Annotated in this window: 19 protein-coding genes and 1 pseudogene; 6 read left to right on the top strand and 14 right to left on the bottom strand. The window is 40.1% G+C overall.

What is annotated here, in order from left to right; translation table 11 throughout:
* Positions 1–367 precede the first annotated feature (367 nt).
* The gene (locus ACTWPM_RS10375) at positions 368–661 is read right to left on the bottom strand and encodes a hypothetical protein (RefSeq protein WP_443132974.1); all 294 of its coding nucleotides are present in this window, start codon (positions 659–661) and stop codon (positions 368–370) included.
* 92 nt (positions 662–753) lie between these two features.
* On the opposite strand from ACTWPM_RS10375, the gene ACTWPM_RS10380 reads away from it, so the two are divergent.
* On the top strand, positions 754–1,710 hold the full coding sequence (locus ACTWPM_RS10380; RefSeq protein WP_443132975.1) for a hypothetical protein: 957 nt from the start codon (positions 754–756) through the stop codon (positions 1,708–1,710).
* Between the two features lie 393 nt (positions 1,711–2,103).
* Here the strand turns inward: ACTWPM_RS10380 and ACTWPM_RS10385 are convergent, their stop codons facing one another.
* On the bottom strand, positions 2,104–2,265 hold the full coding sequence (locus ACTWPM_RS10385) for a hypothetical protein (RefSeq protein WP_443132976.1): 162 nt from the start codon (positions 2,263–2,265) through the stop codon (positions 2,104–2,106).
* A gap of 545 nt (positions 2,266–2,810) precedes the next feature.
* Between ACTWPM_RS10385 and ACTWPM_RS10390 the strand changes: the two genes are divergently transcribed.
* Entirely contained in the window at positions 2,811–5,606 is a 2,796-nt protein-coding gene (locus tag ACTWPM_RS10390) for an HsdM family class I SAM-dependent methyltransferase (protein ID WP_443132977.1), read from the top strand.
* 87 nt (positions 5,607–5,693) lie between these two features.
* On the opposite strand, the gene ACTWPM_RS10395 is transcribed toward ACTWPM_RS10390, so the two are convergent.
* Positions 5,694–7,691, bottom strand: coding sequence for an Eco57I restriction-modification methylase domain-containing protein (locus ACTWPM_RS10395; protein WP_443132978.1), 1,998 nt, complete (start codon positions 7,689–7,691; stop codon positions 5,694–5,696).
* Between the two features lie 660 nt (positions 7,692–8,351).
* Here ACTWPM_RS10395 and ACTWPM_RS10400 point away from each other — a divergent pair.
* The 3 genes from ACTWPM_RS10400 to ACTWPM_RS10410 all read left to right on the top strand — a co-directional run bounded on the left by ACTWPM_RS10400 (position 8,352) and on the right by ACTWPM_RS10410 (position 11,973).
* On the top strand, positions 8,352–9,350 hold the full coding sequence (locus ACTWPM_RS10400; RefSeq protein WP_443132979.1) for a tRNA dihydrouridine synthase: 999 nt from the start codon (positions 8,352–8,354) through the stop codon (positions 9,348–9,350).
* Positions 9,351–10,300: 950 nt separating this feature from the next.
* Positions 10,301–11,212 carry an ABC transporter ATP-binding protein gene (locus tag ACTWPM_RS10405; protein ID WP_443132980.1) on the top strand — a complete coding sequence of 304 codons (912 nt, stop codon included), beginning with the start codon at positions 10,301–10,303 and terminating at the stop codon, positions 11,210–11,212.
* Positions 11,213–11,229: 17 nt separating this feature from the next.
* Positions 11,230–11,973: an ABC transporter permease gene (locus ACTWPM_RS10410; protein ID WP_443132981.1), complete on the top strand. Its 744-nt coding sequence runs from the start codon at positions 11,230–11,232 to the stop codon at positions 11,971–11,973.
* A 130-nt stretch (positions 11,974–12,103) separates the two neighbouring features.
* Here the strand turns inward: ACTWPM_RS10410 and ACTWPM_RS10415 are convergent, their stop codons facing one another.
* From ACTWPM_RS10415 to ACTWPM_RS10450, 8 genes are all read right to left on the bottom strand, one after another.
* Positions 12,104–12,634: an RDD family protein gene (locus tag ACTWPM_RS10415; RefSeq protein ID WP_443133043.1), complete on the bottom strand. Its 531-nt coding sequence runs from the start codon at positions 12,632–12,634 to the stop codon at positions 12,104–12,106.
* A 122-nt stretch (positions 12,635–12,756) separates the two neighbouring features.
* Positions 12,757–13,755: a 4-hydroxythreonine-4-phosphate dehydrogenase PdxA gene (gene pdxA, locus ACTWPM_RS10420; protein WP_443132982.1), complete on the bottom strand. Its 999-nt coding sequence runs from the start codon at positions 13,753–13,755 to the stop codon at positions 12,757–12,759.
* The gene (locus ACTWPM_RS10425; RefSeq protein WP_443132983.1) at positions 13,718–15,055 is read right to left on the bottom strand and encodes a four-carbon acid sugar kinase family protein; all 1,338 of its coding nucleotides are present in this window, start codon (positions 15,053–15,055) and stop codon (positions 13,718–13,720) included. Before ACTWPM_RS10425 ends, pdxA begins: the two co-directional genes overlap by 38 nt.
* A 29-nt stretch (positions 15,056–15,084) precedes the next feature.
* Positions 15,085–16,089, bottom strand: a complete 1,005-nt coding sequence (locus tag ACTWPM_RS10430; RefSeq protein WP_443132984.1) for a 2-keto-3-deoxygluconate permease — start codon at positions 16,087–16,089, stop codon at positions 15,085–15,087.
* A 191-nt stretch (positions 16,090–16,280) separates the two neighbouring features.
* Entirely contained in the window at positions 16,281–18,029 is a 1,749-nt protein-coding gene (locus ACTWPM_RS10435; protein WP_443132985.1) for a PrpR N-terminal domain-containing protein, read from the bottom strand.
* A gap of 196 nt (positions 18,030–18,225) precedes the next feature.
* Entirely contained in the window at positions 18,226–19,344 is a 1,119-nt protein-coding gene (gene alr, locus ACTWPM_RS10440; protein WP_443132986.1) for an alanine racemase, read from the bottom strand.
* Positions 19,345–19,404: 60 nt separating this feature from the next.
* A complete protein-coding gene (gene ald / locus ACTWPM_RS10445; RefSeq protein WP_443132987.1) occupies positions 19,405–20,535 on the bottom strand; it encodes an alanine dehydrogenase in 1,131 nt (376 codons plus the stop codon).
* A 103-nt stretch (positions 20,536–20,638) separates the two neighbouring features.
* The gene (locus ACTWPM_RS10450; RefSeq protein WP_443132988.1) at positions 20,639–21,889 is read right to left on the bottom strand and encodes a PucR family transcriptional regulator; all 1,251 of its coding nucleotides are present in this window, start codon (positions 21,887–21,889) and stop codon (positions 20,639–20,641) included.
* A 236-nt stretch (positions 21,890–22,125) separates the two neighbouring features.
* Between ACTWPM_RS10450 and ACTWPM_RS10455 the strand changes: the two genes are divergently transcribed.
* Positions 22,126–23,202, top strand: a complete 1,077-nt coding sequence (locus tag ACTWPM_RS10455; protein WP_443132989.1) for a YkvI family membrane protein — start codon at positions 22,126–22,128, stop codon at positions 23,200–23,202.
* Positions 23,203–23,292: 90 nt separating this feature from the next.
* Here ACTWPM_RS10455 and ACTWPM_RS10460 read toward each other — a convergent pair.
* From ACTWPM_RS10460 to ACTWPM_RS10470, 3 genes and pseudogenes are all read right to left on the bottom strand, one after another.
* Positions 23,293–23,508: pseudogene (locus ACTWPM_RS10460) on the bottom strand (23S rRNA (pseudouridine(1915)-N(3))-methyltransferase RlmH); the annotation flags it as partial.
* A gap of 185 nt (positions 23,509–23,693) precedes the next feature.
* Positions 23,694–24,395 (bottom strand): ABC transporter permease, encoded by a 702-nt coding sequence (locus ACTWPM_RS10465; RefSeq protein WP_443132990.1) that lies wholly within the window; start codon positions 24,393–24,395, stop codon positions 23,694–23,696.
* Entirely contained in the window at positions 24,395–25,243 is an 849-nt protein-coding gene (locus tag ACTWPM_RS10470; RefSeq protein ID WP_443132991.1) for an ABC transporter ATP-binding protein, read from the bottom strand. The genes ACTWPM_RS10465 and ACTWPM_RS10470 overlap by 1 nt, the downstream gene beginning before the upstream one ends.
* Positions 25,244–25,277 lie beyond the last annotated feature (34 nt).

A 25,277-nucleotide genomic window follows, 5' to 3' on the forward strand; every position in this document is an offset into this window, starting at 1 on the left:
ATTAGCAAACGTGTTAGTGTAAGGACATTGCTTCCCCATTTTAGTATAATGGAACTATATATATCCAATAAATAAGTTAGAGATTTATAATAAGGAGGTTATCTTCCTGTCTTAATAATGTTAAACCCGGCAACTAATTCTCCTTAAATTCCAGATTTGTTAATTACTCTAAAAGAGTAAAATCAGATTGAAGTTCTCTTCTCATTAAAGGTCTAACATAATTATCTCCTCTCCAGTAATGAGTAAATGAAATTTCCTTAAGAATATTAATAAATATACTTAAGGAAATTTCTAAATGCTTTTCAAATATTGTTCCCAGTCGGGGCAACGAATCCAATTACATTACTATTATGAAAGAATCAGGAAACTATTTTCCGTATTTAAAGTGTCGCAATTCATTAATTGTAAATTCTAAGGCCTCAATAAATGATTGCATTTCTGAATCACCTTTCATTTCAATTTCAATCACTTGAGGTTGCTCAATAACACTCGTACTTCCATATTCATCTTCATACTTAAGAGTCCAAACTGTTGAACCTCCGTTTTGCAGACGAAGAATTGTTTTACCTCCAGCTCCTGAATCTCCTCCTTTATAACCCGTGCTACCAACTTCTACATTTAAAATATTAAATAACTCAATGTCTTTTTTAGACCATTCCATTCATATATCCATCCTTTTTTCTGATTTTATTGAACTTAAGCAGAAAATACAGGATAATTATACCATTCAATGAATTAATTAGGAGTGACAAAATGATGATTTTAAAACCATATTTATCAAATTGTAAGAAAAGAACTTGTAAAGCGAGCACACACCCTAGCACCACAGAACCTACAGAATGGTTTAGCGGAAGCTATTTGCCCTCTGACTATTTTACACTTACATTTGATTTCTTCGTTTGTTGGGGGAAAGGAAATTATATTTCAAATGAATTTTGGGTAAAAAGAATAGTCGATAAAAATGAGTTTGATTATTGGCCAAATAAAGATCAGGACACTTTATGGAAGGCTCTTGTGCAAAGTGAAGGAGAATTGTTATTAGAAAGGTTCGGTGCATTCTGCTCCGCGCAAAAAGTGAAAGCAAAATACCAATTATTCCACGATTCTAAGAATTGGTCAGACTACCCAGCATCAATCATTACGACACAATTAGATAAATCAGGGCAAATAAGTGAGATCCAAAAGAATAACATTGAATTTCTAAAGAGTGAGATTCAGAGACTTTCTGGTGGAGAAGTATTTGTGGAAAAGAAATTAAAATATGCACACACAATGCTTGAATGTCACCTTACTAACGATAATACAGGAGCCGCATGGCCAGGAGATGTAGACCTACTATTATTTAACGAAAAAAAAGAACCCATTGCTATTATTGAGTTAAAAAAGAACACAATTAAGCCAGGAAAAGATAAACACCGTCCTATTGAAAACGAAAAACTTTCGAATTACTACAGGGAGGGAAAAGCAGAAGACAATAGAAAATACAACCGTCTTGCAATATTAAGGGATTTTGTTAACAAAAAATTACCTATAATTAATTTATATTACCCAACTTGGATTTCAGATAACACAGATGAAAATGTTATTAAACTTGAGAAAATTACAGGAGATGTAGGCTCATTGAAATCTATAGACATTAAATACGTACCTGTTCCTTATAATCAGTCCGATAAAGAAAAAGTAGTGCGCGAGCTCTTAAATATGATTTAATACGCCATATAAGTATATAGTTACCTTCGGAGCTTGAAAATATGGAATTAAAAACGCACGAAATCAGATTTAAAAATCTCGATTTCGTGCGTTTTTAATTCCATATTTTTGTTCCAACACGTTCATTGCCCCGCTCTAATTCTCTACTTTAATATAACCGTAAGGCTGCCTAACTCATTCAAAAATCTATTTATTCTCAAATAATATATATTTTATTCCAGATCATGAATAATTCTAACTAAATCCACACTAGTAATATGAATTTTTTATCTGGATGTGTCACGTTTTTATGAAATAATTCTACATTATCAGCTCTGTATCTCATCCAAGAATTTCCGCTCTCGGATAAAGAACCACTGGGTAAATAATATGCTTATTTTGGTCTCTCTTTACTTAACCAAAAAATAAATTCCAAGCTTTATACTGGAGCTTTGTCCCTGGTAAGGAAGTAGTTTGATCTAATATTCCGTCTATATTCGGATGTGCATTTACTATTTCTTTTAGCTCTTCTATTTTTGATATTTTGTATTTCTTTTTTGAAATGGCAAAATACATAAACATCTACATCGTATTTATTACTTTCACCTAAAAGTGGTCTTGTATACAAATTATGCTTTGTTTCTCTACCATTATACGGCGTATTGAAAATTCCTACCTCCGGCTCTGCATTTCACATCTATTTTAAATTTTAATACAATAGGGTTTTAATTTAGTAACATGTCCATAAACTTCTTCATCTAAAGTGTTCATTTCTGCTGACGGTGCTAATTTTTAACTATTAATTCTGCTAGCTTACCAGTCGCCTGATCCTATATACTCCCTGCTTCTTTGCCTATAGTAGTGTTTGGCACAGCAAACTTCAATGCTTTTACTCTTAATTTATAACACTCTTCATATGTAATAGGTACCATTATAGCTCTCGGTCCTATAAGCTGGTTATAATGATCTTCTAAGTAAGTTGGATTTAATGCCAAAATACTCCTCTTATAATAACACTACGCTTTATTAAACTTTCGTAATATTATGGACAGCTTTTCTTCAGTTTCATGATATCATGAAAAAGTACTATGTATAGATACTTTTTATATGGAGGGCAAATAATGAGTCAAAACACCACTTATAATGAAAGAAGTTGGGCAATAGATGTGATATATGAAATCAATAAATGGGCAGAAAGTCGAAGCGTATCATTGAAAAGAGCTGGTGGGGAGAACACTCTTAACACAGGTAAAGGTAGACTTTTCCCTGACGTTTTACTTTATGACCAATCAAGAATACTGCAAGGTTGGGAGCTGAAGTTTCCTGATACACCAATTAGCGATATAGAAACTATAAAAAATGCAAGAAAAAAAGCGGATATACTTGGTCTTAATAGCTTCTTATTGTGGAATGTATCTAATGCAGCATTATACATAATAAACGAGGATGGGGAACATCATATAATAAAATCTTGGAGTGATTTAAACCATATTAGTAAAAGAAATCAAGTGGTTCAACATGATGATAAATGGCGAGCCATGCTTAAAAGCATTTTAGAGGACCTTAACTATTATTTTAGTAATGGTACCATAAAAAGCGCTTCTTTAATTGATTCAATTACCGGGAACGGTATTTCAGATTTCATTTTAAATAATTCAGTAGAAGTTGCTGATCATCTTAAGAATAAAGCTCAGTCTAGCGGAGAATTTTTCGATAAAGTGAATATATGGTGGATAGAAAATAAAAATGAATACCCCGAAGAAAATCAACCTTGGAGACCACTTTCTAGAATTTTACTTATATCATGGACTAATAAGCTAGTTTTTGGACATTTATTAAAAGGCTTCAATGAAGAGGCAAATGAAATAAACAATATTACCGGGGGTATAACAGTACCTAATGCTTTAAAAAAGATTAATAAAATATCAAAAAGCTGTGATTTCTGGAACATTTTCAAACCAAACCTAGGAGAAGAGTTTATTCCCCAAAATGCTTGGAATGGATTAGTGGAATTCAACGATTTATTAACAGATTTAAGATTAGAAGGGGTTGACCAATCACTCCTACAAGATATACTAAGGTACACTGTTTTTCGCGCAAAAAGAAAAGCTGCCGGGCAATTTTCTACACCTAGAGAATTAGCATCTCTCCTTACTTCACTAACTATGATGGATAGATCATCTAATATTATTGACCCATGTTGTGGAACAGGTACGATTCCTAAAGCAGCTTACGATTTAAAAGTACATGCTGGAATATCAACAAGTAACGCACTAAAACATACATGGGCTAGTGACAAATTCTCATTCCCTATACACATCGCAACAATGTCTCTAACTTCCCCACAAAACATAGGAGAGTTAATAAATATATTTAGAGAAGATGCTACTCATTTATCTCCTAATATGACAATAAATTTACATAACCCTAATGATGGAAGTTTAATATCAACACCACTTCCAAAATTTCAAAATATCGTATCTAACCTACCTTTTGTCCAACACGAAGACTTTGAGAAAATGAACCCTAAGGTCTTGGAAGGAATAAATAAAAAAATAGAACGACTTGTTGGAACAAAATATAAATTGGCTCCTAAAAGCGATTTATTAGCTTACTTTCCTTTCTCACTATGGTCCTTACTAGAAGAAGGTGGGCGTATGGGTTTAATAATCTCGAACTCATGGTTATCAAGTAGATGGGGGAGTACGTTTTATAAGTTATTAAAACGTTTTTTCCACGTGGAATGTATTATTACTTCAGGGCAAACGAGGTGGTTTAAAGATGCTGAAGTTGTCACGAACATTATCATTTTAAATAAGAGGTCAGAAAATGATGTCAAACATGGAAGTATTCCATTTAGTGAAAAAACAACTTTTGTCACTTTTAATAAATCATTGCAGGATTTGATTAATAATGAAAACGGGGAGGTAGACTTTGATAAGACGAATACACTCTCCTCAATAATTAGAACACAAAATCCTATGACCTATGAAGATCTTGTAATGTCTTCATACACACCATCTGAAATAGATTCATTTACTACAATGGGAGTTGGCTTACACTCTATTTTTTCAAACCCTAGTTGGATTTTAGACATTCAAGATAAGCTTGTAAGTGCAAACCAAGTCTTTTATACAATTCGTGGTGTCCGCAAAGGATGGGATAAAATGTTTTACCCGAAAGAAGGGCACGGCATCGAAAGCGAGTATTTAAGACCTGTTCTTCGCAGTTCAAGAGATATTACCCATCTTGAAACTAAGGCAACTTCTGTTGCATTTTGCTGTGACTTAGATGAAGAAGAATTGAAAGAATTAGGTCATACAGGTGCTTTAAACTGGATTAACCATTTTAAGAATGGTGTTAATCAAAGAGGTATCCCCCTTCCAGAATCAATACACTCCTCTGCGAAAGAAAGATGGTACACAATGCTACCTACTCAATTAGCAGAGATCGTTATCAGCATCAATCCTGGGCAAAGACTGTTTTTTGCCAAATTGGATAAGTACTCCTTCATCAACCAAAGACTTGCCGGTTTAAGTAGGAAAGATCCTAACACTGATATTGATTTATGTCATGCCCTTTTAAACAGTATTGTAGGATTATTCTACGTAGAATCATTAGGTTTTGGCAGAGGTTTAGGAGCATTAGATTTAAGGTCTTCTGATATCAAATCTAGACTACACATGTTAAACCCCGATATATTAACAAAAGAGCAATCTGAAGAGATAAAAGAAAAATTCTGTAGGCTAAAACAACGAGAAATTCTCTCGATACAACAGGAATGGGAACAAGAGGATAGACAAGATTTTGATAACACGGTTCTTGAAGCCTATGGTATCGCCCATTTAAAAGAAGAAATTATTACTTCTTTACAAACTATCCATAAAATAAGGATGTCTGTAAAAAAAAACAATTAGTCGAATTAGAAAGTGGAAAAGGATGAGATTTTTATAAAACCTCATTAATTATTTTAATACAAAAAGGAGAGCAAAATTTGCTCTCCTTTAACTTTTAACTAATTTAGGCGAATCAGAATTTGAGTAATTAAAAAACGAATACATGATCTTTCGTTGCTCTTTATTAATTTTATAAATATCAAATATTTTTTCGTTGATTTTATCTACGATAGTTTGATTATTTGGTTCTAATACAGCTTGATCAACTAACTTTTCCACCTGAACTATTTCGTCTCCACTTGGTATAATAATTGGCATCACCTTCATCCAAGTAGGTAAATAATGGTAATAGCCACTAGATATTTGTATACCTTTATATACAATACCATAAATAAAACTATACAAGATGGAATTTAATAACCCAGTGAAATATTTAATGGAGAGCTTAGATTCTATTAACTGATCTTTTGCATACGCAATTGGAAACACATCTTTAGAAACCCACTCTCCACTTTCATCAAATGTAGCAGCGATTTCTTTTGCATGTTGGCAGAAAATAATTTTTGGTCTTTCAAAATTTTCTATAGGTGGTAAAGAATTACCAATAGACTTCAGGTAACTATTATCGTAATTAATATAGAATCCATTCCAATCAATAGAATAACGGCTGACTTCATTCTTCTTAGAATAACTAAGTCCACCAAGGTACTTTTTAATTTTGCCCTCTACTTTTTCATTTTCAAATGAATGTTTAACAAATTGTTCTCTTAAACCTTTTTTGTGGAATGAAACAGTTGAACGAAACTCTAAATAGCTCGACAATGTTTCATGACGATTAAATAAATCAACAAAGAAGGCTTCAAAATCCCCACTTTTGTCCCTTGGTAAACAAAAGAAAGTGTTCATCTCTCCAATTTTTTCATAGAGAGTTTGAGGTACATGTGTATTAAAGGTGTCATCAAAAAGCTCTATATAATTAGTTACTGACATTTTTGTTTTCAGCTTATGTTCTTCTTCTGCTTTACTATTTTGATAACTAAAGATTATTGGGTATACGCCAGCTTTATTAAATATATCCATTTCTGAAAGGTCAACTAGTTCTAACAGTTTATAATCAGATAACAACTTTCCTCGGAACTTTTTAGCGTATTTGGCTACGGTAAACTTGTTTGGTAATATTAAACTAATTATCCCTTCTTTGGAAACAAGCCTATTACATTGCGCTAAAAAAGCCATGTATAGATCAAATGCTCCAAACATGTCATCCTTATAATTTGCTCTACATATTTCTTTTAACTCTTTGGGCATTGTTTTCGCTTCTAGATAAGGTGGGTTACCTAATATATAGTCAAACCCCTCAACGAACTCATCTGATCTCTGCTTTATTTTATCTGCGACAGATAGATTAGTGCCGGCAGAAAAAATATCAGACCGGTTTTCTAGAGAATCGGTGTTGTATATATTAAAATGATAATAGTCAACATTTATAACGCTTTGTGTTTTAAAGTTAAGCACTATATAGTTGAAAATATTTATCTTGGTAATCATGCAAGATACTGGATTTATATCTAATCCATAAATATTATCTAAACATAGCTTGATTATTTTTCTTTCTGGTACACCTCTTAACTCTAAAGCACTTTTATATTCTTTTAGTGCTCCTATTAGGAATACACCCGTTCCACATGCTATATCTATAAAATTTTTAGAATCTAATACTTTTTCTTTTTCAAGAGAGAGACCTCTTACAATATAGTTAACTGCTTCGGTAGGACTATAGAATTGGCCAGTTGATTTCCTAGTACCGTTATTATGTATATGAGATTCATATACTCTGCCAATCACATCAAACTTGATAGGGTCAATAACTTCCTGGGTATCTAAAGGATATATATCATCGGAAGAAGCTTCAAAGATTTGATCATAAATATTTATTATTTCTTTTTGCTCATTATCATTTAAGCTTATTGCTTTTAAATTATTAATTAGAATTGATCTACCAATCCCTATCGATAGTTTTAATTCCTTATTAACTGGGTTTAGTGCGTCATTTTGTTCAAAAGTATGATCCCAATGCTTGCTTAGTAGTTCGACTAATTTATACATTTTTCGCCCCCCTTTAAATAATATTTTATTATACTGAGTCAATTAAATCAACTCAGTATATAATTACATATTTTACTGCTTTACCTTTCTAATATAGAGATTAAATAACCTATAAATATCGATTTAAGTATAGTTAAGGGTCTAGTGTAAAATGGAATATAGTAGGTCTCTCCTTTATATTCAGCCTAAATATTATTGAGACTACTTTGAAGATGAGTGGTTTTTCTCCCATCTTTCTAAATTTAATTTGCTCATTATATTTTGATAAGTACTTAATATTAATTCTCTTATGGAAGTCGAACATACCTATACTCTTTTACCTAGTTCCTAAAAGCAATTAGGAAGATAGTTTGATTGATATAAACTCTTAGGATTCTTGTATAGAAGACCAAAGGATACTTTTCATAGATGTTGAACCAAAGTAATTAACCTACTTACGCCTCTCCTTTTTTCCCTGCCTCTTAATAGCCTATGCACACTTTGAATAACAGGCAAAATCTTTTCAAACCAACATTACCCGTCCCTTGCACTTTTCGTTAAATGCGATTAAAGTATATAATGGTTGAAATCCTACCTATCTGGTCATGGATAAGATAGCTACATTTTTACTTTTTAATTTTGGAAACATTGTTTCCCTTAAGGAAAGGGTTCAGATATATTATGAAAGATAATTTTTGGCACGAGTTGCCGAAGCCGTTTTTTGTTCTGGCACCGATGGAAGCTGTGACAGATGTCGTTTTTCGTCATGTCGTGAGTGCAGCAGCGAGACCTGACGTGTTTTTTACAGAGTTTACGAATACGGAAAGCTACTGCCATCCGAAAGGAAAAGACAGCGTACAGGGGCGCCTGACGTTCACAAAAGATGAACAGCCAATCGTTGCCCATATTTGGGGAGATCAGCCTGAAAACTTCCGGGAGATGAGTATTGGTCTGGCTAAAATGGGGTTTCGTGGCGTAGATATCAACATGGGGTGTCCTGTACAGAATGTTGCAGCCAAAGGTAAAGGATGCGGGTTGATCCGTCGTCCAGATGTTGCAGCGGAAATCATTCAGGCATCTAAGGCGGGAGGACTACCCGTAAGTGTGAAGACCCGCCTCGGGTACACGGAGGTTGAGGAATGGCGCGACTGGTTAAAGCACCTTCTGGAACAGGATATAGCGAATCTTTCCATCCATCTCCGTACGAAAAAGGAAATGAGTAATTTCGAGGCTCACTGGGAGCTGATTCCGGAGATCAAGCAACTTCGTGATGAAGTGGCGCCAAATACACTTCTGACGATCAACGGTGACATTCCTGATCGTCAGAAAGGACTTGAACTAGTGGAGAAATATGGCGTAGATGGCGTGATGATCGGCCGAGGGATCTTCCATAACCCGTTTGCTTTCGAAACTGAGAAGAAAGAGCATACCAGTGAGGAACTTCTTGATCTCCTGCGCCTGCAACTCGATCTTCATGATAAGTACTCTGAAGAACTGGAACCTCGGATGTTCAAACCACTTCGCCGCTTCTTTAAGATCTATGTTCGCGGATTCAGCGGTGCGAGTGCCTTACGAAATGAGCTGATGAGTGCAAATTCTACTGATGAAGTACGCGCGATGCTTGAGGAGGTTACGGAGAAAAATGGCGTGAAAGAAGAGGAAAGTTTTTCTACTTCTTAAGTAAATACCGTTTTGTTCTAACCGAATAATTACTAGATTTTTACAGGAGAGAAAAGCCTTATGTGCTTTTCTCTTTTTTACGAACTAAAAGAAAGTACAGGCTAAAAATACACTTCGCTTCATTATCTCATCATTCCGCATGAACGCTCCCTCATTTACAAAGCTACTCAAATGACTATTTAAAAGTTCAAAGATTAATTTTTTGGCTTCAATTTCAAGCATCCTTCCTATAAGTATCGTGGCAAATTCATGAATTTGCTCTTTCCTTAATTCTTTATAAATATATTTAAGCTAATATCTATTTTTTGGGTATAGATCACTTTTAACAATCTGTTAAAAATTTTAGAAGTTAGTTCGCAGCAACGATAAGCAAGAAAGTTATTACTAAATAACACTCATTTGTCTTATAAAACCTCAAAGATAGATATATTTGGACAGCACGTGTTAAAAGCTTTAATTCAATAAGGAAGTATAGTAAAATGATATAAAAGTAGCTTTCTCCCTTTATAATCAGCCTAAATTATGTTGGGGCTACTTTTAGAGATGGGTGATCATTCACCCATCTTTTTTTATGACTCAACTCTCTTCTCGTTAGAGTAGTCTTTTATTTTTACAGTATAGTAGAGCCATTCGTGCTTTTTTCTCTTTTTAATAAATAAAAATCACATACTAAGGTCAACCCAATATAGAATTACGCCATTTCCCTATCCGTTCTCCAATCACAATATCTCTTATTCTCCCATAAGTAGTAATCCCGCCCCTTCTGGTAAGTAGCTTAGAAATAAAGATCCTTTACTTCAATCTCTATCTTCCTCACGTACTTGTTGCTAAAAATTTTAGTAAAAATATGCCCTCCTTTATTTTCCCAAAATTCTGAAACCTATAATTCCTAGCATACGTATAAGAAGTAATTAATACAATTGGAGCGTTAGAGGGAAGGAGACAGTTCTGTGATCAAAGTAGAAAGCATCAGCAAGCACTACGGCTCACTAAAAGCACTCGACAACATCAGTTTCACCATCACCGAAGGCACCTGCTTCGGACTCGTTGGACCAAACGGTGCCGGCAAGTCGACGCTCATGAAGATTTTATCCGGCATTTTACTTAATTTTGATGGGGACATCCACGTAAGAGATGGGAAGGTTTCGAAGGACCGCCTCAAGATTAAACAGCAGATCGGCTATATTCCTCAGGAGATCTGCCTGGAGGATACGCTCACCGCTCGTGACAACCTGATCCTTTTTGGCAACTTGTATGGACTAAAAGGAAAAGAGTTGCAACGCCGGATGGATGAGGTGCTTGATCAGATCGGCTTAAGCGAAAGGGTGAAGGATAAAGTCGTGACGTTCTCAGGCGGTATGAAGCGCCGGCTGAATATCGGCTGTGCGCTTTTGCATAAACCGGGCATCGTCATTATGGATGAGCCGACTGTCGGCATTGATCCGCAGTCGCGGAATTCGATTTTTTCGATTATTCATCAACTGAAGACAGAGGGCAGCACGATCATCTACTCCAGTCACTATATGGAAGAGGTCGAGCAGCTATGTGACAGCATTGGCCTCATTGATAAGGGGCAGCTCATGGAGTTCGGCCAGATGGAAGAGTTGTTAGAGAAGTACGCAAAGCCTTCGTTGTTTGTTGCGGGAGAGGGCATTGAGCTCGGGATGCTGCAAAACTTTGGAGAGGCGGAAACGAAAGGAATCGGCTATTTACTGAATAGTGACGAGCCGATTCTTACTTTAGAAAAATTGGTTACGCACTGTCGCGAGCATAGTTTGGAGCCACGCAGGCTGGAGCTTTACCAACCGCGCCTCGAAGATATTTTCTTCAATTTGACCGGCACGCAATTAAGAGACGCTTAGGAAAAGGAGGAATCCCTATGTGGGCAATTGCTCGTACGGAATTGAAAAAGACGGTCCAGGATAAAGGGCTGTGGTTCTGGACATTTGTTCTCCCGATTGTATTTATTGTGGCGTTTGTCGCGATTTTCTCCGGTGATGAGAGCACGAGCTATAAAGAAGTGGTGACCCAGATTATCCCGGGCTACACGATCATGTTCGCTTTTTTTATTATGATTTCCATGGTCATTGTTTTTGTAAAAGATCGTGAGCGCGGGATGGTCGCAAGGATTGCCAGCACTCCCCTCTCAATCCACCAATACTTCTTCGGTAAGTGGCTGCCGTTTATGATCGTCGTGCTTGTTCAAATTACGGTCCTGTTTGGGTTTGGTGTTGTGGTCTATGACCTGCCGCTTGGAGACCCCTTTGCTCTCATTCTCTTATCCCTGGCGCTTGCGTTTATCGTGACTGGATGGGGCATGGCGATGGCCGTTATTGTGCGAACGGAAAATATGGGGATTGCCATGACACAGATTCTCACCTTAGGCGGGGCGCTGCTCGGTGGTCTTTGGATGCCGGTCGAGTTTATGCCTGAGGTGGTTCAGAACATTAGTAAAGCCCTGCCGCAATACTGGGCGCTGCAGGGGTACAAAGAGATAATTCTTTCTGGCGGCGGGGTCGGTGATATTTGGCTGCATCTGGTGTTCTTGATTGTTGCAGGTGTGGCTGGCGGAGTGCTTGCTTTGGTTTCTTATCCACGGTTTTTACGGCAGTCGCGAAGCTAGTGGTTGATTCATAAAGCTCCTTAAGGACTTCCCTTTTCCCGGAGGCCTGAGGGGCTTTTATTGCTGATGAGAAACATGAACCGATCCTCCCCTTTTTCAAACACAAAAAAGCACTGATCCTTATCAGTACTTAATCAAAAGGCTCTTCCTTTCGTTTTACGGTGGTATAAGAGATCAATTCTCCCCATCCACGTCCCTTCTTATCGACCAAACCAGTGATCAAAGAAACGAAGTACCACAGCCCGTTCGTGAGAATAACGGGTCCGAATCCAAGCACCGCCCGCAAGATGATTTGGAAGAAGTTCGGTTTCTTTCCGTTGTTAGATGTGACCGATAAATTCATCAGCAGCATGCCCAGTGTCCTTCCGTTTGCGAACAGTGGAATGGCTATTAAGAAAGTGAAGTGGGTGATGATGAAAGCTCTCCAAAAAACTGGATTCGGCTCGAATCCCCGACCGGTATCTTGCCATTGCGTATATAAGGCGGCAATAAAGCCGGCGACCATGAGTTCAAATCCGACGGCGATGAGTCTTTGTAACAGGTTCTTTTCGTTTATGATAATCCCCTCCTTCCCTGTCCTGTATTCTATGGGAGGTTGACAGGAAAGGTTCTGGGAGTAGGTAAGCTGGTTGAAGAAGACTACTGAATGGTTCAGAACCAGATTGCTCTCATTAAGAGAAAAGGAATTTCATAGTTACTCTAAGAATCTCTTAGATTTTACCCCGAAAAAAAACACTCCTCCGATTGTTTAATCGAAAGGAGTGTTCCTTTAGTTTCCTATGCTTATTTTTGAGGAGCTAGTTCAATAGCCTGCCTTATCGCTTCAAGCATACTCTTTTCATCGGCTATGCCTTTTCCTGAGATATCAAAGGCTGTTCCGTGATCGACACTTGTGCGGATAATTGGCAATCCGACCGTGATATTTACTCCCGCATCCAGACCAAGGACTTTAATTGGTCCGTGGCCCTGATCGTGATACATGGCGACCACGATATCAAAATCACCACGAACGGCGCGGAAGAATAGAGTATCCGCAGGGAGTGGACCCACTACATCAATTCCTTCTTTTTCAGCGCGTTCTACGGCCGGAATCACTTTTTCTTCTTCCTCACCGTAGCCGAAGAGGCCATTTTCACCTGCGTGCGGATTGATCCCGCAAACCGCTATTCTCGGTTGTGCAATCCCTGACTGGCTCAAGGTGTCATGCGCCATTTTTACGACATCATACACGCGATTCGGTTCGATGCGGTCAATGGCGTCACGGATTCCTATATGAGTTGTTACATGGATGACCTTAAGCTTTGGCGAGGATAACATCATGGCAAAGTCACTTGTACCTGTTAACTCAGCCAAAATTTCTGTGTGACCTGGATACTTATGGCCACCTTTATGCAAGGCCTCTTTGTTGAGAGGAGCGGTACAAATTGCATCGATCTTACCTTCATTCGCTAATTCTATAGCTGTTTTCAAATATTCATAGGCGGCATGACCAGCTTCAGCAGATACTTCCCCAAACGCTAAATCATCAGGCAGCAGATTGAGATCCAGACACAACACTTCGTTCGAATCTTGCTGCTCAAATGAATTTTCTTTGTCTACCGTTTTAAATGAAAGATCCGCTCCTAAGATGTCAGCTGCACGCTCCAACATCTTCTGGTCTCCGATGACAAGTGGCACCGACTGTTGGATGACCTCGTCACTTTGAAGAGCCTTGACGATGATTTCCGGTCCTACCCCGGCAGCATCACCCATAGTGATACCGATGATCGGTTTGTTGCTCATCCTGGTTCGCTCCCTTCAATGCCATCATGGCTTGATAAATTGATGATTCTGTTCCAAATGCTCCAGCTTTCGTCACCACTTGGATGGAACGTTCACTTCCGATGAGATGGCCGACCGGAATGCCCGCTTCCAGTTGATAGTTCAGACTGAACCCTTTAGCTCCTAAGCTTTTGGCAACATCTTTGGCCGTGTCTCCACCTGTAAGGACTAATGAATTCAATTCAGAAAAATTAGCTACAACCTTTTTCGTGAGGAGACCTAAAGCTTCGGAAATGCGCTTTCCGATCTCAAATGGGGACAACCCCAGTTCATAGGCACGTTGCTTCACTTTTTCACGCATTTCTTCTGTAGAAGGAACATATAAAACGACATCTTTATTTTCGCTGAAGCTAACATCAATAGATTGATAGTATGCTTCAGCTTCACGTTCCCAATCTTCCATAAAAATCTTTTCAGTATCGATGATAATCGGCTTTACACCAGGCTGTTCTGCTGCATAACGAACCTGCTCCTGCGTCGTTTGAGATAAACTACCGCACACCGTCATCACAGCACCGCCATTATCGCTATGGACCTTATTCTCATTTATTTCCTTTTCGACTTTTAGAACGCCTGGTAAAACTTCTGCTAAACCTGCCGATCCAGACCAAATGATATTTGTACTAAATCGATGAATCATGTCTGCAACCTGACGCAAATCTTCTATTGTAGAAGCATCGCAAATCAAATATTTGACCTGTTTCTCTCTTAACTCATTTAATGCCCTCAACCACTCATTGGGAGACCCCTTCAATAATTCCTCAGTTATTAATGCGGTTTGTCCCCCCGTCTCTGACTCTATCAAAGAAGGAAGATGGGCTTGTTTTACAGGGTGCTTTGGATCGTTGGCCTGTTCCGTATTCGAAACGGGTTCCCCGTGTAACATATGAACCCCATTTTTAGTTGTCCGACCGTACGGAGGAAACGCAGGAGCCACTACAATGAAAGTCGGAGCGAAGGCATCATCTAACGCCTTCAACTCCGTACCAATATACCCTCTTAATGTTGAATCCATTTTCTTATATATATGCTGATATCCATTTTCCTTCAAAAATTCCGCAGCAGATTTCGTAACCTCATAGGCGCTTTCCTTGTCTAGTGCGCGGGAATCTGTGTCAATTACAATGGCTTCATCTAACTGTTGCCCCGATTCAGGAACTTCAAAATAAACAGAAGTTTCGAGTCCTTTCTCTTTCAGCTGGACGCCACTGTCATTCGCGCCAGTTAAATCGTCTGCGATCATTCCAAAACGAAATCTCATCTGTCATACCCCACTTCTATGAAAACTCGCTATGCGCTTACCCTATCCCCTGATTCTTCAGAGTAATCCTCGGGCAGCTGTACCCCTTTCTTTTCGAGCCGTTTTACTAGGAACCCAATGAATATCGGTAGTAAAACTGCCGTCGTAACCGTAGATGCAGCGACTTGAACGGTTGCCAATTGGGCTACACTTCCAAAACTAGCATTCGCAGCAGCAATCGCTGCAGGAGTAGCAACAGCGTTACCTGCAGTAGAACCTTCTGCCGCTCCAGCAATTGGGTTCCATTTAAATGCCTTAAATACTAAGTAACCAGCTGTACCTGTAATCAAGGTCGTAGCAACCCCAAGCATTACGCCAGATAATCCACCTTCAATAATTTTCCCAAAATCGATTCCCATACCTAAAGCAAAGGCGAAGAACGGGATTAACATGGAGCTTCCTTGATCCAAGAACTTTCTCATTTCTTCATCCAAGTTACCAAGCACCATACCAACGATGATTGGAAGCAATACGGCGATGAAAGAAGTCAAAGAGAATAAGCCATCTACAAAGCCCATTGCCCCAAAGATCGAGAGGGCAACCATCGTGAAGAATGGTCCATCATTCAATGCAAGGAGTGAATACGCCGCACGGTCCGTTTTATTGCCGTACTGACCTACAATTGCTATATATAACCCGCCGTTACTGTTCGTCATGGCTGCTACAATCGCAATTGGCGCAAGTCCTAACCACAGCCCATTCTCTCCAGCAAGTAGATAAGCAAGCAAACCAAACCCTGCACCGACTACCCACTTGACTGTCAAAAGAGTGGCACCTTTGCCCAAACTGACTCCAGCTGTCTTCAAATTGATTTGTGCTCCTGTACACAATAGGAACAAAGCAATTAATGTACCTGCTCCATCTACGAATAGTGCTTGCGTGAAGTTTCCGATACGCAATAGATCCGGTGCAATTGTATTAAGTACTGCCGCTAATAAAAGAGGTACAACCATCATTCCTCCAGGGATTCTTTCCAATGTTGACTTAATTTTCATCTTTCTTCCTCCTTATCGTATCATATGTGTTTCAAAAATAAACAATTAACAAGATATAAAGCGTTTACATTTATAACGATAGAGGATATTTTTTATAATTGCAACATTAATTTCGAATTTTATTCACATTTCATTGCTATTTTTTGGGTAAGTCGTTATTTTCGTTTAAATTTGCAACAAAAAACGCAAGCTCATGAATTGAGCTTGCGCCAAAGTGTCGTTCTATTCATTCCTAATCGTTTTGCTACTCTCGATTGGTTATGATCTTCTTGTTCCATCACTTTTAAAATAATTTGTTTCTCCATATCTTTTAAGGTGCCCTCTATGGAAATCCCGTTTTTCATAGAAACGGTTTTCTCTCGAGTAAGATCGGTCATAATATGTTCAACATCCGCTTTTTCAATGTAGGATTGGTTGCTCGTAATCATTAGTTTATCGATGGTCTGCTTCAGCTGGGTGATGTTTCCCGGCCAATGATAATTAATTAAAGGGTTCAGAGCATCCCGTCTGATTCCTACCGCTTCATAACCAAAATTCATATGGTTTTGGGTGATAAACGCCTGGGCAAGTTCTTTAATATCCTTCACACGGTCACGTAGCGGAGGAATATAAACGTTTACGGCAGGAATTTTATAAAAAAGATCATGATCGAAGTCACCATTTCTGACCCGCGTGCCTATGGAATGATCAGATACAAGAATGATTTTAAAGTTTCCTGGAAGATCATGAAGCAATATCTTTAAAGATTCCTGCTTTTCTTTCGCAAGCAAGTGAACATTTTCAAAAACCACGGTTGCTTCGTTAGGCAGCAGACTATTTGGGCTCGTAAAATATTCTCTTATGACTTCTGTATCAGCTACTGATAAATCAAACGACAGCAACGGAGCATGCTGACCATACTTTTCAAAATGAAGGTTGCAGGCAAACATCATCCGTCCCGTACCAGGCTCCCCTTCAATCCAGATAGGTTCCTCTAATTCCGCGTAACGCTTTAGATTCTCCCTCATATTTTTAGCAACCTGAGTCTCTCCAGAAATGGGGATATAGGAGAGGCTATTCCTTATCTTTAACCCTTGCTCTTCTCCAATGAATTGTTTTTGTAAAAGAAAAGTGACCTGAGACTTATCCTCACTCGTTGGATATCCATAAACATGATATTTTTCTTTTTGTAAGGAAGCAGACCTCCAGATTCCTTTTCGTTCTGTCTGGACAGTTTTTAGAACCTCCAGCAAATCAGGCTCCTCTGCTATTTTTATATCGAATTGTTCTCGAAAACGCCGATTTCTCAACACCACTTCTCCATCATGATCCACCATCATCACCGATTGCGGAAAGTTCTCGATCACATCAGAGTAAACGGCTGCTTGCGCCTGCATCTTCTGAGTGAGGTGATAAAGCCGCTTCGCCTCTTCAAAAGATTCCATTACCGCTTCTTTTCCAGAGGTAATTAAAATTCCTTGAAGACCAACTCGCTCTGCCTGCCGAACGGTAACGACATCTCCAATTACGACAGAAAAGCCGTCTTCTTTCAGTTCAGAGAGAAGCTCCGTCACTTCTTCACGACTGCTGATTGTAATCGTCTTTACATCCATATCGAGGATGCTGCAGATTGTGGATGCACCACGAGAAATGTTCGGAAATCCTACTAATGCAGCTTTACCCTGCACACCTTTGAGCAGGGCAAAAACTCGCAGCATATCATAGCCACTGATTTTAATATCTACTACCGGGATATTGATCTGTTCTTCAATCTGGCTGGCAGTACCACCGCGACTGATAATCAAATCATAGCCTTCCGCTTCAGCAGCTTTAGCAATCTGGATTCCTTCTTCCAAGTTGCCCACTTTCACATCTATATGTAACTCATCATCATAATTGCGTAGGTTTTTTACAGTTTCGGCAAGCCCCTGGTATGGAGCAATGAATAAGGTTTTTATCATTAAGTCACCCTCGTTTGTTGCATATTTAAACAGTTTACTTCTTCACATTATAAAGGGTTCTGAACTAAATAACAAAGAAGAGGAGCGCCCCTCCATGACACAGCCATTATAAAGACACTTTTTCAATTAAATTAGAAATTGAAAGGAAATGATTGTAAGACCTGGTCTGGTAACTTTTAGTTAATGAAAATCTACTTTAAATATTTATCCTCGGCACACGTTGACCAATTTGGCATGTGACCTCGTAATGAATGGTCTGCAGCTGATCAGCGACTTCTTTAAGAGATATGTTCCCTTCTTCAGGTTCTCCAAAAAAAGTGTAGACAGCATCTCTGCTGGATTCTTCCACGGAACTTACATCAATCATCGTTTGGTCCATACATATTTTCCCTACAATCGGGCATCTTTGGCCGTTGATGACGACGTGTCCTTGATTGGATAGGGCACGGGGAAGTCCGTCTCCATAGCCGATGGGGACGGTTGCCACTTCTATTGGCTGCTCTGGTTCGTAGGATCTTCCATAGCTGATGGGCTCACCGGGATAGACCGTTTTGATCATGACAGGTTTCGTTTTCAGGCTCATCACCTGTTGAAGCGAAATCCATTTTCTCATATGCTCCCCGGGATAGAGGCCATACAAGCTGATGCCCACTCTCACCATATCCATGTGCATCGAAGGAAAGGTAATGGTGGCTGCACTATTGCAACAGTGGGTAATGGGAATGTTCCCATGTATGTTTTCCACCTCTTCCACGACAGACAGAAAGTGGTGGAATTGCCGCTCGGTATAATCAGGGTTTTCATTATCCGCATCGGAAAAATGGGTGAAAATCCCTTCTACATTAACGTAAGGGGAGCCGGTTTTTTCTAAGAGTTGGAGGACATCTGCCCCTTTTTTTAGTCCGATTCGATGCATGCCGCTATCGACTTTGATATGGATGTTCACCTGCTTCTGTTTCTCTTCTGCTGCCCGAATGACTTCTTCCATAATTTCGTCTGTAAACACCGTCAGCGTAAGCTCGTGATCAACAGCTTCCTGAACGGCCTCCCTCGGCGTATAGCCAAATATAAGGATGGGGACGGTGATGCCTGCTTTTCTTAACTCAATCGCTTCTTCCATAATCGCTACGCCTAAGCGGTTGGCCCCTGCCTGGATCATTGAATGGGCACACGGAACAAGTCCATGGCCGTAGGCATCTGCTTTGACCACCCCCATCAGCTGACAGTCTTGACTAATATAATTTTTGAACGCTTTTACATTTTGTTTGAGAGCTTCCAGGGAAACTTCGGCCCATGTGGGGCGGTAGTTCGTCATGGTTATTCCTCCTGTCTATAAAGAAAGCCCCTCCAGCAGCTGTGGAGGAGCAGGTTAAACTTATACGTGTGCGACTGGCTGAAGTGCTTCACGAACTGGTTTGTACTCATAACCAAGATCACGCGCGACGGCTTCATACGTCAAGTGTCCGTTCGCCGTGTTCACTCCGGCTTCAATGGCTTTATTTCCTTCGACTGCTTGGTTCACGCCTTTAGAAGCGATTTGCAGCGCGTAAGGAATGGTAACGTTTGTCAGGGCGATGGTCGATGTGCGCGGCACCGCTCCCGGGATGTTTGCGACGGCATAATGAAGGACGCCGTGCTTTTCATAAATCGGATCATCGTGGGTCGTAATATGATCGACCGTTTCAAAGTTGCCTCCCTGGTCTATGGCTACATCAACGATGACTGAGCCTTCTTTCATGTCTTTAACCATGTCTTCCGTCACAATTTTCGGTGCTTTAGCTCCTGGAATCAACACAGCACCAATGACAAGATCCGCTTCTTTAACAGCTTGTGCAATGTTTAATGGGTTGGACATTAAGGTTTGGATGTCTGAGCCGAACTGGTCATCCAGCTCGCGAAGACGATTCGGGTTCAGATCCACGATCGTAACGTGAGCTCCCATTCCGATCGCCATTTTAGCTGCGTTGGTTCCGACGATCCCTCCGCCAATTATGACGACTTTTCCACGTGAAACACCAGGGACGCCGCTTAACAGGATACCTTTTCCACCGAATGATTTTTCCAGGAATTGCGCTCCTACCTGGGTAGCCATGCGGCCCGCTACTTCACTCATTGGAGTCAGAAGCGGCAATTTCTGATCGATAGCAACGGTTTCATAAGCAATCGCTGTCACTTCATTCTCTACTAATGCCTTCGTTAATTCAGGTTCAGCTGCAAGGTGAAGGTACGTAAATAAAACCAGTCCTTTTCGGAAGTATCCGTATTCAGATGGTAGAGGTTCCTTCACTTTCATGACCATCTCAGAATTCGCCCAGATATCGGAAGCGGTTTCAACAATCTCAGCACCAGCATCACGATATTCTTCGTTTGTAAAATTACTGCCAGTACCTGCATGTGTTTCGACACGAACCTTGTGACCTGCGTGGATGAGGTTGACGACACCTGAAGGCGTAATAGCTACGCGGTTTTCATTATTTTTAATTTCTCTTGGAATTCCGATAATCATGGGGAGTCCACCTTTCAAGTTGTATGTAAGTAAAGTATAGCTCTTCTGTTGTTCATTTTATTTAGGTGAAACTGAAAAAATAAACAGGAGGATTTGTGTAAAATCACAAATCCTCCTGTTCGTTTTCATAAATCAATAGATCTAAATAAAGCATCGTTTTTTGATTCACATCTTTAAAATCAATGTTTCCGATTTCCTTGATCCGTTTTAAGCGGTAGTTCAGTGTGTTCGTATGAATATGCATGTGGGCAGCGGCCTGGTGGACATTACTGTTATGTTCAAGAAAGATTTTCAAGGTCTCAAGCAGCATGGAGTTTTGGCGTTCATCGTATATTTGGATATGGTTGAGAGCGTCGTTTTTATAGTTTTCCTTTTTTTGCAGGGCAGCCAGTTCATGAATGAATTGGTAGACCCCGAGGTCCTGATAGTTGTCGACATGCTTTAGACCTTCGGAATACTGCTCCTTCAATTTTAGAACTTTCAGGGCCTGCTTATAGCTGTCGCTAATGAAGGACGGGGAATCGTAAATCAACCCGAACGCCCCTTTTAAATCCTCAAAATGAAGCCGTTCTTTCATTTTTTGTGTGAATTCACGAATGAACGCCTGGTTCATCTCATTCGCACCTTCTTTATTATCGATTCGGACAAGCAGAATAAGCTGTCGATCATCGAATATCCGGTTCACAACCCGCGTTTGATGAAGGGTTTCCGTTAAATAATACGCATGTCGCTCAACAGCTTGACTCATGTCTTCTGTGAATTCGAAGACGGCTACACAAAGCTGGCCATTCAAGTTCATCTGATACTTTTTCGCCATCCGTTTGATCTCTGCCGGATTATTTAAAGAGCCTGTCAGCAGCTGCCAGAAAAATTCTTTGCTGCTTTCGTCGGTCTTTTTCTTCTTAGCCTGCTGTCTAAGTAAATAGTGACTCACCCACTGGGCCGCTTCTTTCATTTCTTCCAAATGCTCGGAAGTAACCGGAGAGTCATTGGTCTGCGCCCATATGAAGCCGAGAATTTCATTGTCTTTACGAACAGATATAGCCAGGCGATCCCCAAGGCCGATGTCATCAATTTTATGAACAACTACGGGCTCTTCACTTTCAAAAAGCTTGGCCATAAACCCGTGTTTCCATAGCCCGTTAATCACATGCTCTGGTACTTTCCGTCTCATAATGGTCGCGGTTCGTGCATGATCCACGTTCTGTTCATGTTTGCTATAGGAGACAATGAAATGATTAGCATCTTCAATGGTTACCGGACATCCCAGGATATCCGCAATGCTATCTGCAAGTCCTTCGGGTGAATCGATGAAATCTTTATATGAATATGTCCAATTTGGGGATGGTTTCATAATAATACTCCTTATCGGGTGGATACTCTTATATTATCATGGTTTTTTACGTACACAATCCATTCTTCTATTGAAATCTTTGTCAAAATAAACGAATATAAGGAAGTGGATTTGTAGATTCCACCAAACCTTTGAAAACGCATTCATGATAAGGTTAAGAGACTTCTTCCATATGAAAACGCTTCATTATAAATGGAAGACTCAAGAAACATTACTGTACATAGGGGGATCCATTCATGAAACAAGTACTTAAAATTGCAAGCGCATTCATAGGAATCATCGTCGGTGCCGGCTTTGCATCGGGGCAGGAAATTCTGCAATATTTTACGAGTTTCGGATACTTAGGAACGATCGGTACAATTATTTCAACCGCTTTGTTCGCCTACATGGGGATGATGCTGGTCAAACTCGGCACGCGAACACAGGCCACTTCGCATAAAGAAGCGATCTACAAAGTGAGTGGACACAAATATTTAGGAGTGATTGTAGATTACGTCATTATTCTGACCTTGTTCGGTGTCGGAGTAGTCATGATCGCAGGAGCGGGATCCATTCCCAGTCAACAATTCGGCATGTCTCCGCTTGTAGGGGTTATTATTATGAGCGTTATCGTTATGGCAACCATCATGATGAACGTGAACAAAGTGGTCAATATTATTGGCAGCATTACACCGTTTTTAATTTTGACCGTCATGATCATATCTGTTTACAGTCTGTTTACGATGGACCAGTCCTTTGGTGATTTAAATTCTGCAGCAGTCGAACAGCCTTCAGCCTTATCAAATTGGTTTCTATCTGCTATTAATTACGTGTCCTTTAACGTAGCCGTGGGGGCATCCATGTCGTTACTGATGGGAGGAAACGAGAAGAACGAGCGGAAGTCAGCTATTGGCGGGTTACTGGGAGGTCTCGGACTTGGCATCATGATTGTCCTCAGTCACCTGGCGATTTTCTCGAAAGTCGATACAGTAGCTGCCTATGATATGCCTCTTCTCGCGCTTGTCGATAACCTATCCCCGGTACTGGGCATGTTCTATTCTGTTGTGTTGTTCGGGATGGTTTTCAATACAGCCGTCAGCATGTTCTTCTCTTTTGCTGCTCGTTATACAAAAGTCGGAACAAGCAATCACAAGAAATTTGTGCTGGTTACTGGTGTTGTAGCTTTCGGACTTAGCTTTGTAGGGTTCACGGAACTTGTCGCATTCTTTTATCCTTTAATTGGATACATGGGGCTGTTCCTGATCTTAGCATTGATTACAGCGCCGTTCCGATTGAAAAAATCACAACAGAAAGAAGAACGTTTATCAGCATAAACGAAAAGGCCAACTTTACATTGGTGGCCTTTTTTCATTATTTAGGTGGATTTTCTACGTTCTCTACTTCGCTTCGGATATGCTTTTAACTTACTTATGATAAGGCTCGTTTTTCATAATCTTAAACGCCCTATACACCAGCTCCACCAACATCAGCCTCATCAACTGATGCGGAAACGTCATCTTGGAAAAGGACAGACTGAAATCACTCCGCTTCAGCACTTCATCACTCAACCCAAGCGACCCGCCAATCACAAACGCCACTTTACTGTCCATATGACTGGCAAGCCTTTCAGATGTCAGCTGTAAGGTGACTCAGATAACCTGTTTACCGAGGTTAAGAATAGAAAACATAAAGTGAAATCTAAAGAGAATTTGGATTAAGCTCGCAGATTTTATACAACGTCTCACCTCTTCACGATTTATAGTTGGAATAACAAAAAAGCTGCAGTACTTCACCCCACCGCAGCTCTCTTCTCCTCTATAATGATTTATTTATCAAAACGGCGCTTCTTAAATATAAAGAAGGTAACTCCTACACTCACCAAAGCCCACAGAGATAAAACCAGGAACGGCTCCCCAACTGACTGTCCATCCCTTAACTGCATAAGCAAATGACCAAATTGCTGATCCGGCAGATAGCCCATCACTTGAATCACCCGCTCGGATTCAATCATCGTTTGAAAGATATCTCCCATACCGAAAATAAATAACACAGGGATGCCGATGACCGAGGTTTCCATTACCGTGCGGGAAATCAGACCAAGTATGGTCCCGATACTGATAAAAATCACGAGACTTATCAGGATCGCTGCAGCAACGAGGAAGATCTGAGCAGGCATAGGGATTTCACCTATGAAAATTACAGCAGCAATCATAATTACGCTTAAGAGGGCCGAAAGTAAACTTTTTCCAATGAAGATTTCTGCGGTGTTCAACGGGGAAAGAAGGAGGCCTCTTAGCGTGTTCTTCTCTTTTTCTTCCGCAATGACCCCTGCCTGAATAAATGAACCTACCATCACCATGGAAAGGACGATCGGCATAAAAGCGGCCTCTGACTGAACCCCTTCTCCCTGGTTGAATATAAAAGCAAAGAACAGCGGTATAACACCCGTCGAAAGCATGTACGCATTTTTAAGAAAATCACGATAGTCCTTTATAAATACGGCTTGGATTCGTCTGATGGAAGTCATTATAACAGCTCCTTTCCTGTAACTCGTGCGAAAATATCGCCTAAGGTTGGCTCATTGGAGTGCACAGAAGCCAGCTGTTGGTGGGCGATCACTTCCTGAATACGTTCCGCTCCCGCATGATCGTTACCGACGAGTTGTTCTCTCCCATCCTTCAACAAGAGAGTGATGGATGAATCCGAATGTCTGACCCGCAGTTCGCGTGGCGGCCCCTGCAATTGAATGGTTCCTTTATTTAGAAAAGCCACTCGATCACAGATCCGTTCCGCTTCATACATATCGTGGGTCGTTAAGAAAACGGTGGTTCCTTCTTCATTCAACGTTCGTAAAATGCGGTGAATTCGCTCGGTGCTGACAGGGTCCAGGGCAGACGTCGGTTCATCCAGAAATAACAGTTCCGGCTTATGCAGAATCGTCCGCGCCAGCGTCACACGCTGCCTCATTCCCTTCGACAGCTTGCTGACCACTTTAGATTCTTCCCCTGTTAATCCCACTTCTTCCAGCACCTCATCTATACGCTTATAGGACACACCGTACAGTTTACAAAATAATTTTAAATTAGCATCTACCGTTAAACGTTCATATAACCCTGTATTATCCGTTAATACACCAATTCGTTTCATTTGCTTCGGATCTTTTAAGCCTTCTACATGTCTTCCAAACACTTGAATGCTCCCTGACTGATAACCTTCTTGCGCCGTCAGCAGCTTAATGGTCGTCGTTTTTCCAGACCCACTTGGCCCTAAAAATCCAAATGTTTCTCCTGATTGGATGGAGAACGACAGATCATCCAGTGCTCGCTTCCCGTCAAAATCTTTAATAACATTTGAAACCTCAATAATCTCACTCATCACCATTTCCCCTTTCCTGCTTTCGCAAGCGACT

Origin of the sequence: Halobacillus sp. K22, assembly GCF_052246795.1 — a bacterium.
Classification (GTDB): Bacteria; Bacillota; Bacilli; order Bacillales; family Halobacillaceae; genus Halobacillus.

Excerpts from the sequence above, each read along its gene's own strand:
- ACTWPM_RS10375 (WP_443132974.1), bottom strand. The coding sequence starts at position 661 with ATGGAATGGTCTAAAAAAGACATTGAGTTATTTAATATTTTAAATGTA.
- ACTWPM_RS10380 (WP_443132975.1), top strand. The coding sequence starts at position 754 with ATGATGATTTTAAAACCATATTTATCAAATTGTAAGAAAAGAACTTGT.
- ACTWPM_RS10385 (WP_443132976.1), bottom strand. The coding sequence starts at position 2,265 with ATGTATTTTGCCATTTCAAAAAAGAAATACAAAATATCAAAAATAGAA.
- ACTWPM_RS10390 (WP_443132977.1), top strand. The coding sequence starts at position 2,811 with ATGAGTCAAAACACCACTTATAATGAAAGAAGTTGGGCAATAGATGTG.
- ACTWPM_RS10395 (WP_443132978.1), bottom strand. The coding sequence starts at position 7,691 with ATGTATAAATTAGTCGAACTACTAAGCAAGCATTGGGATCATACTTTT.
- ACTWPM_RS10400 (WP_443132979.1), top strand. The coding sequence starts at position 8,352 with ATGAAAGATAATTTTTGGCACGAGTTGCCGAAGCCGTTTTTTGTTCTG.
- ACTWPM_RS10410 (WP_443132981.1), top strand. The coding sequence starts at position 11,230 with ATGTGGGCAATTGCTCGTACGGAATTGAAAAAGACGGTCCAGGATAAA.
- pdxA (WP_443132982.1), bottom strand. The coding sequence starts at position 13,755 with ATGAGCAACAAACCGATCATCGGTATCACTATGGGTGATGCTGCCGGG.
- ACTWPM_RS10425 (WP_443132983.1), bottom strand. The coding sequence starts at position 15,055 with ATGAGATTTCGTTTTGGAATGATCGCAGACGATTTAACTGGCGCGAAT.
- ACTWPM_RS10430 (WP_443132984.1), bottom strand. The coding sequence starts at position 16,089 with ATGAAAATTAAGTCAACATTGGAAAGAATCCCTGGAGGAATGATGGTT.
- ACTWPM_RS10435 (WP_443132985.1), bottom strand. The coding sequence starts at position 18,029 with ATGATAAAAACCTTATTCATTGCTCCATACCAGGGGCTTGCCGAAACT.
- alr (WP_443132986.1), bottom strand. The coding sequence starts at position 19,344 with ATGACGAACTACCGCCCCACATGGGCCGAAGTTTCCCTGGAAGCTCTC.
- ald (WP_443132987.1), bottom strand. The coding sequence starts at position 20,535 with ATGATTATCGGAATTCCAAGAGAAATTAAAAATAATGAAAACCGCGTA.
- ACTWPM_RS10450 (WP_443132988.1), bottom strand. The coding sequence starts at position 21,889 with ATGAAACCATCCCCAAATTGGACATATTCATATAAAGATTTCATCGAT.
- ACTWPM_RS10455 (WP_443132989.1), top strand. The coding sequence starts at position 22,126 with ATGAAACAAGTACTTAAAATTGCAAGCGCATTCATAGGAATCATCGTC.
- ACTWPM_RS10465 (WP_443132990.1), bottom strand. The coding sequence starts at position 24,395 with ATGACTTCCATCAGACGAATCCAAGCCGTATTTATAAAGGACTATCGT.
- ACTWPM_RS10470 (WP_443132991.1), bottom strand. The coding sequence starts at position 25,243 with ATGAGTGAGATTATTGAGGTTTCAAATGTTATTAAAGATTTTGACGGG.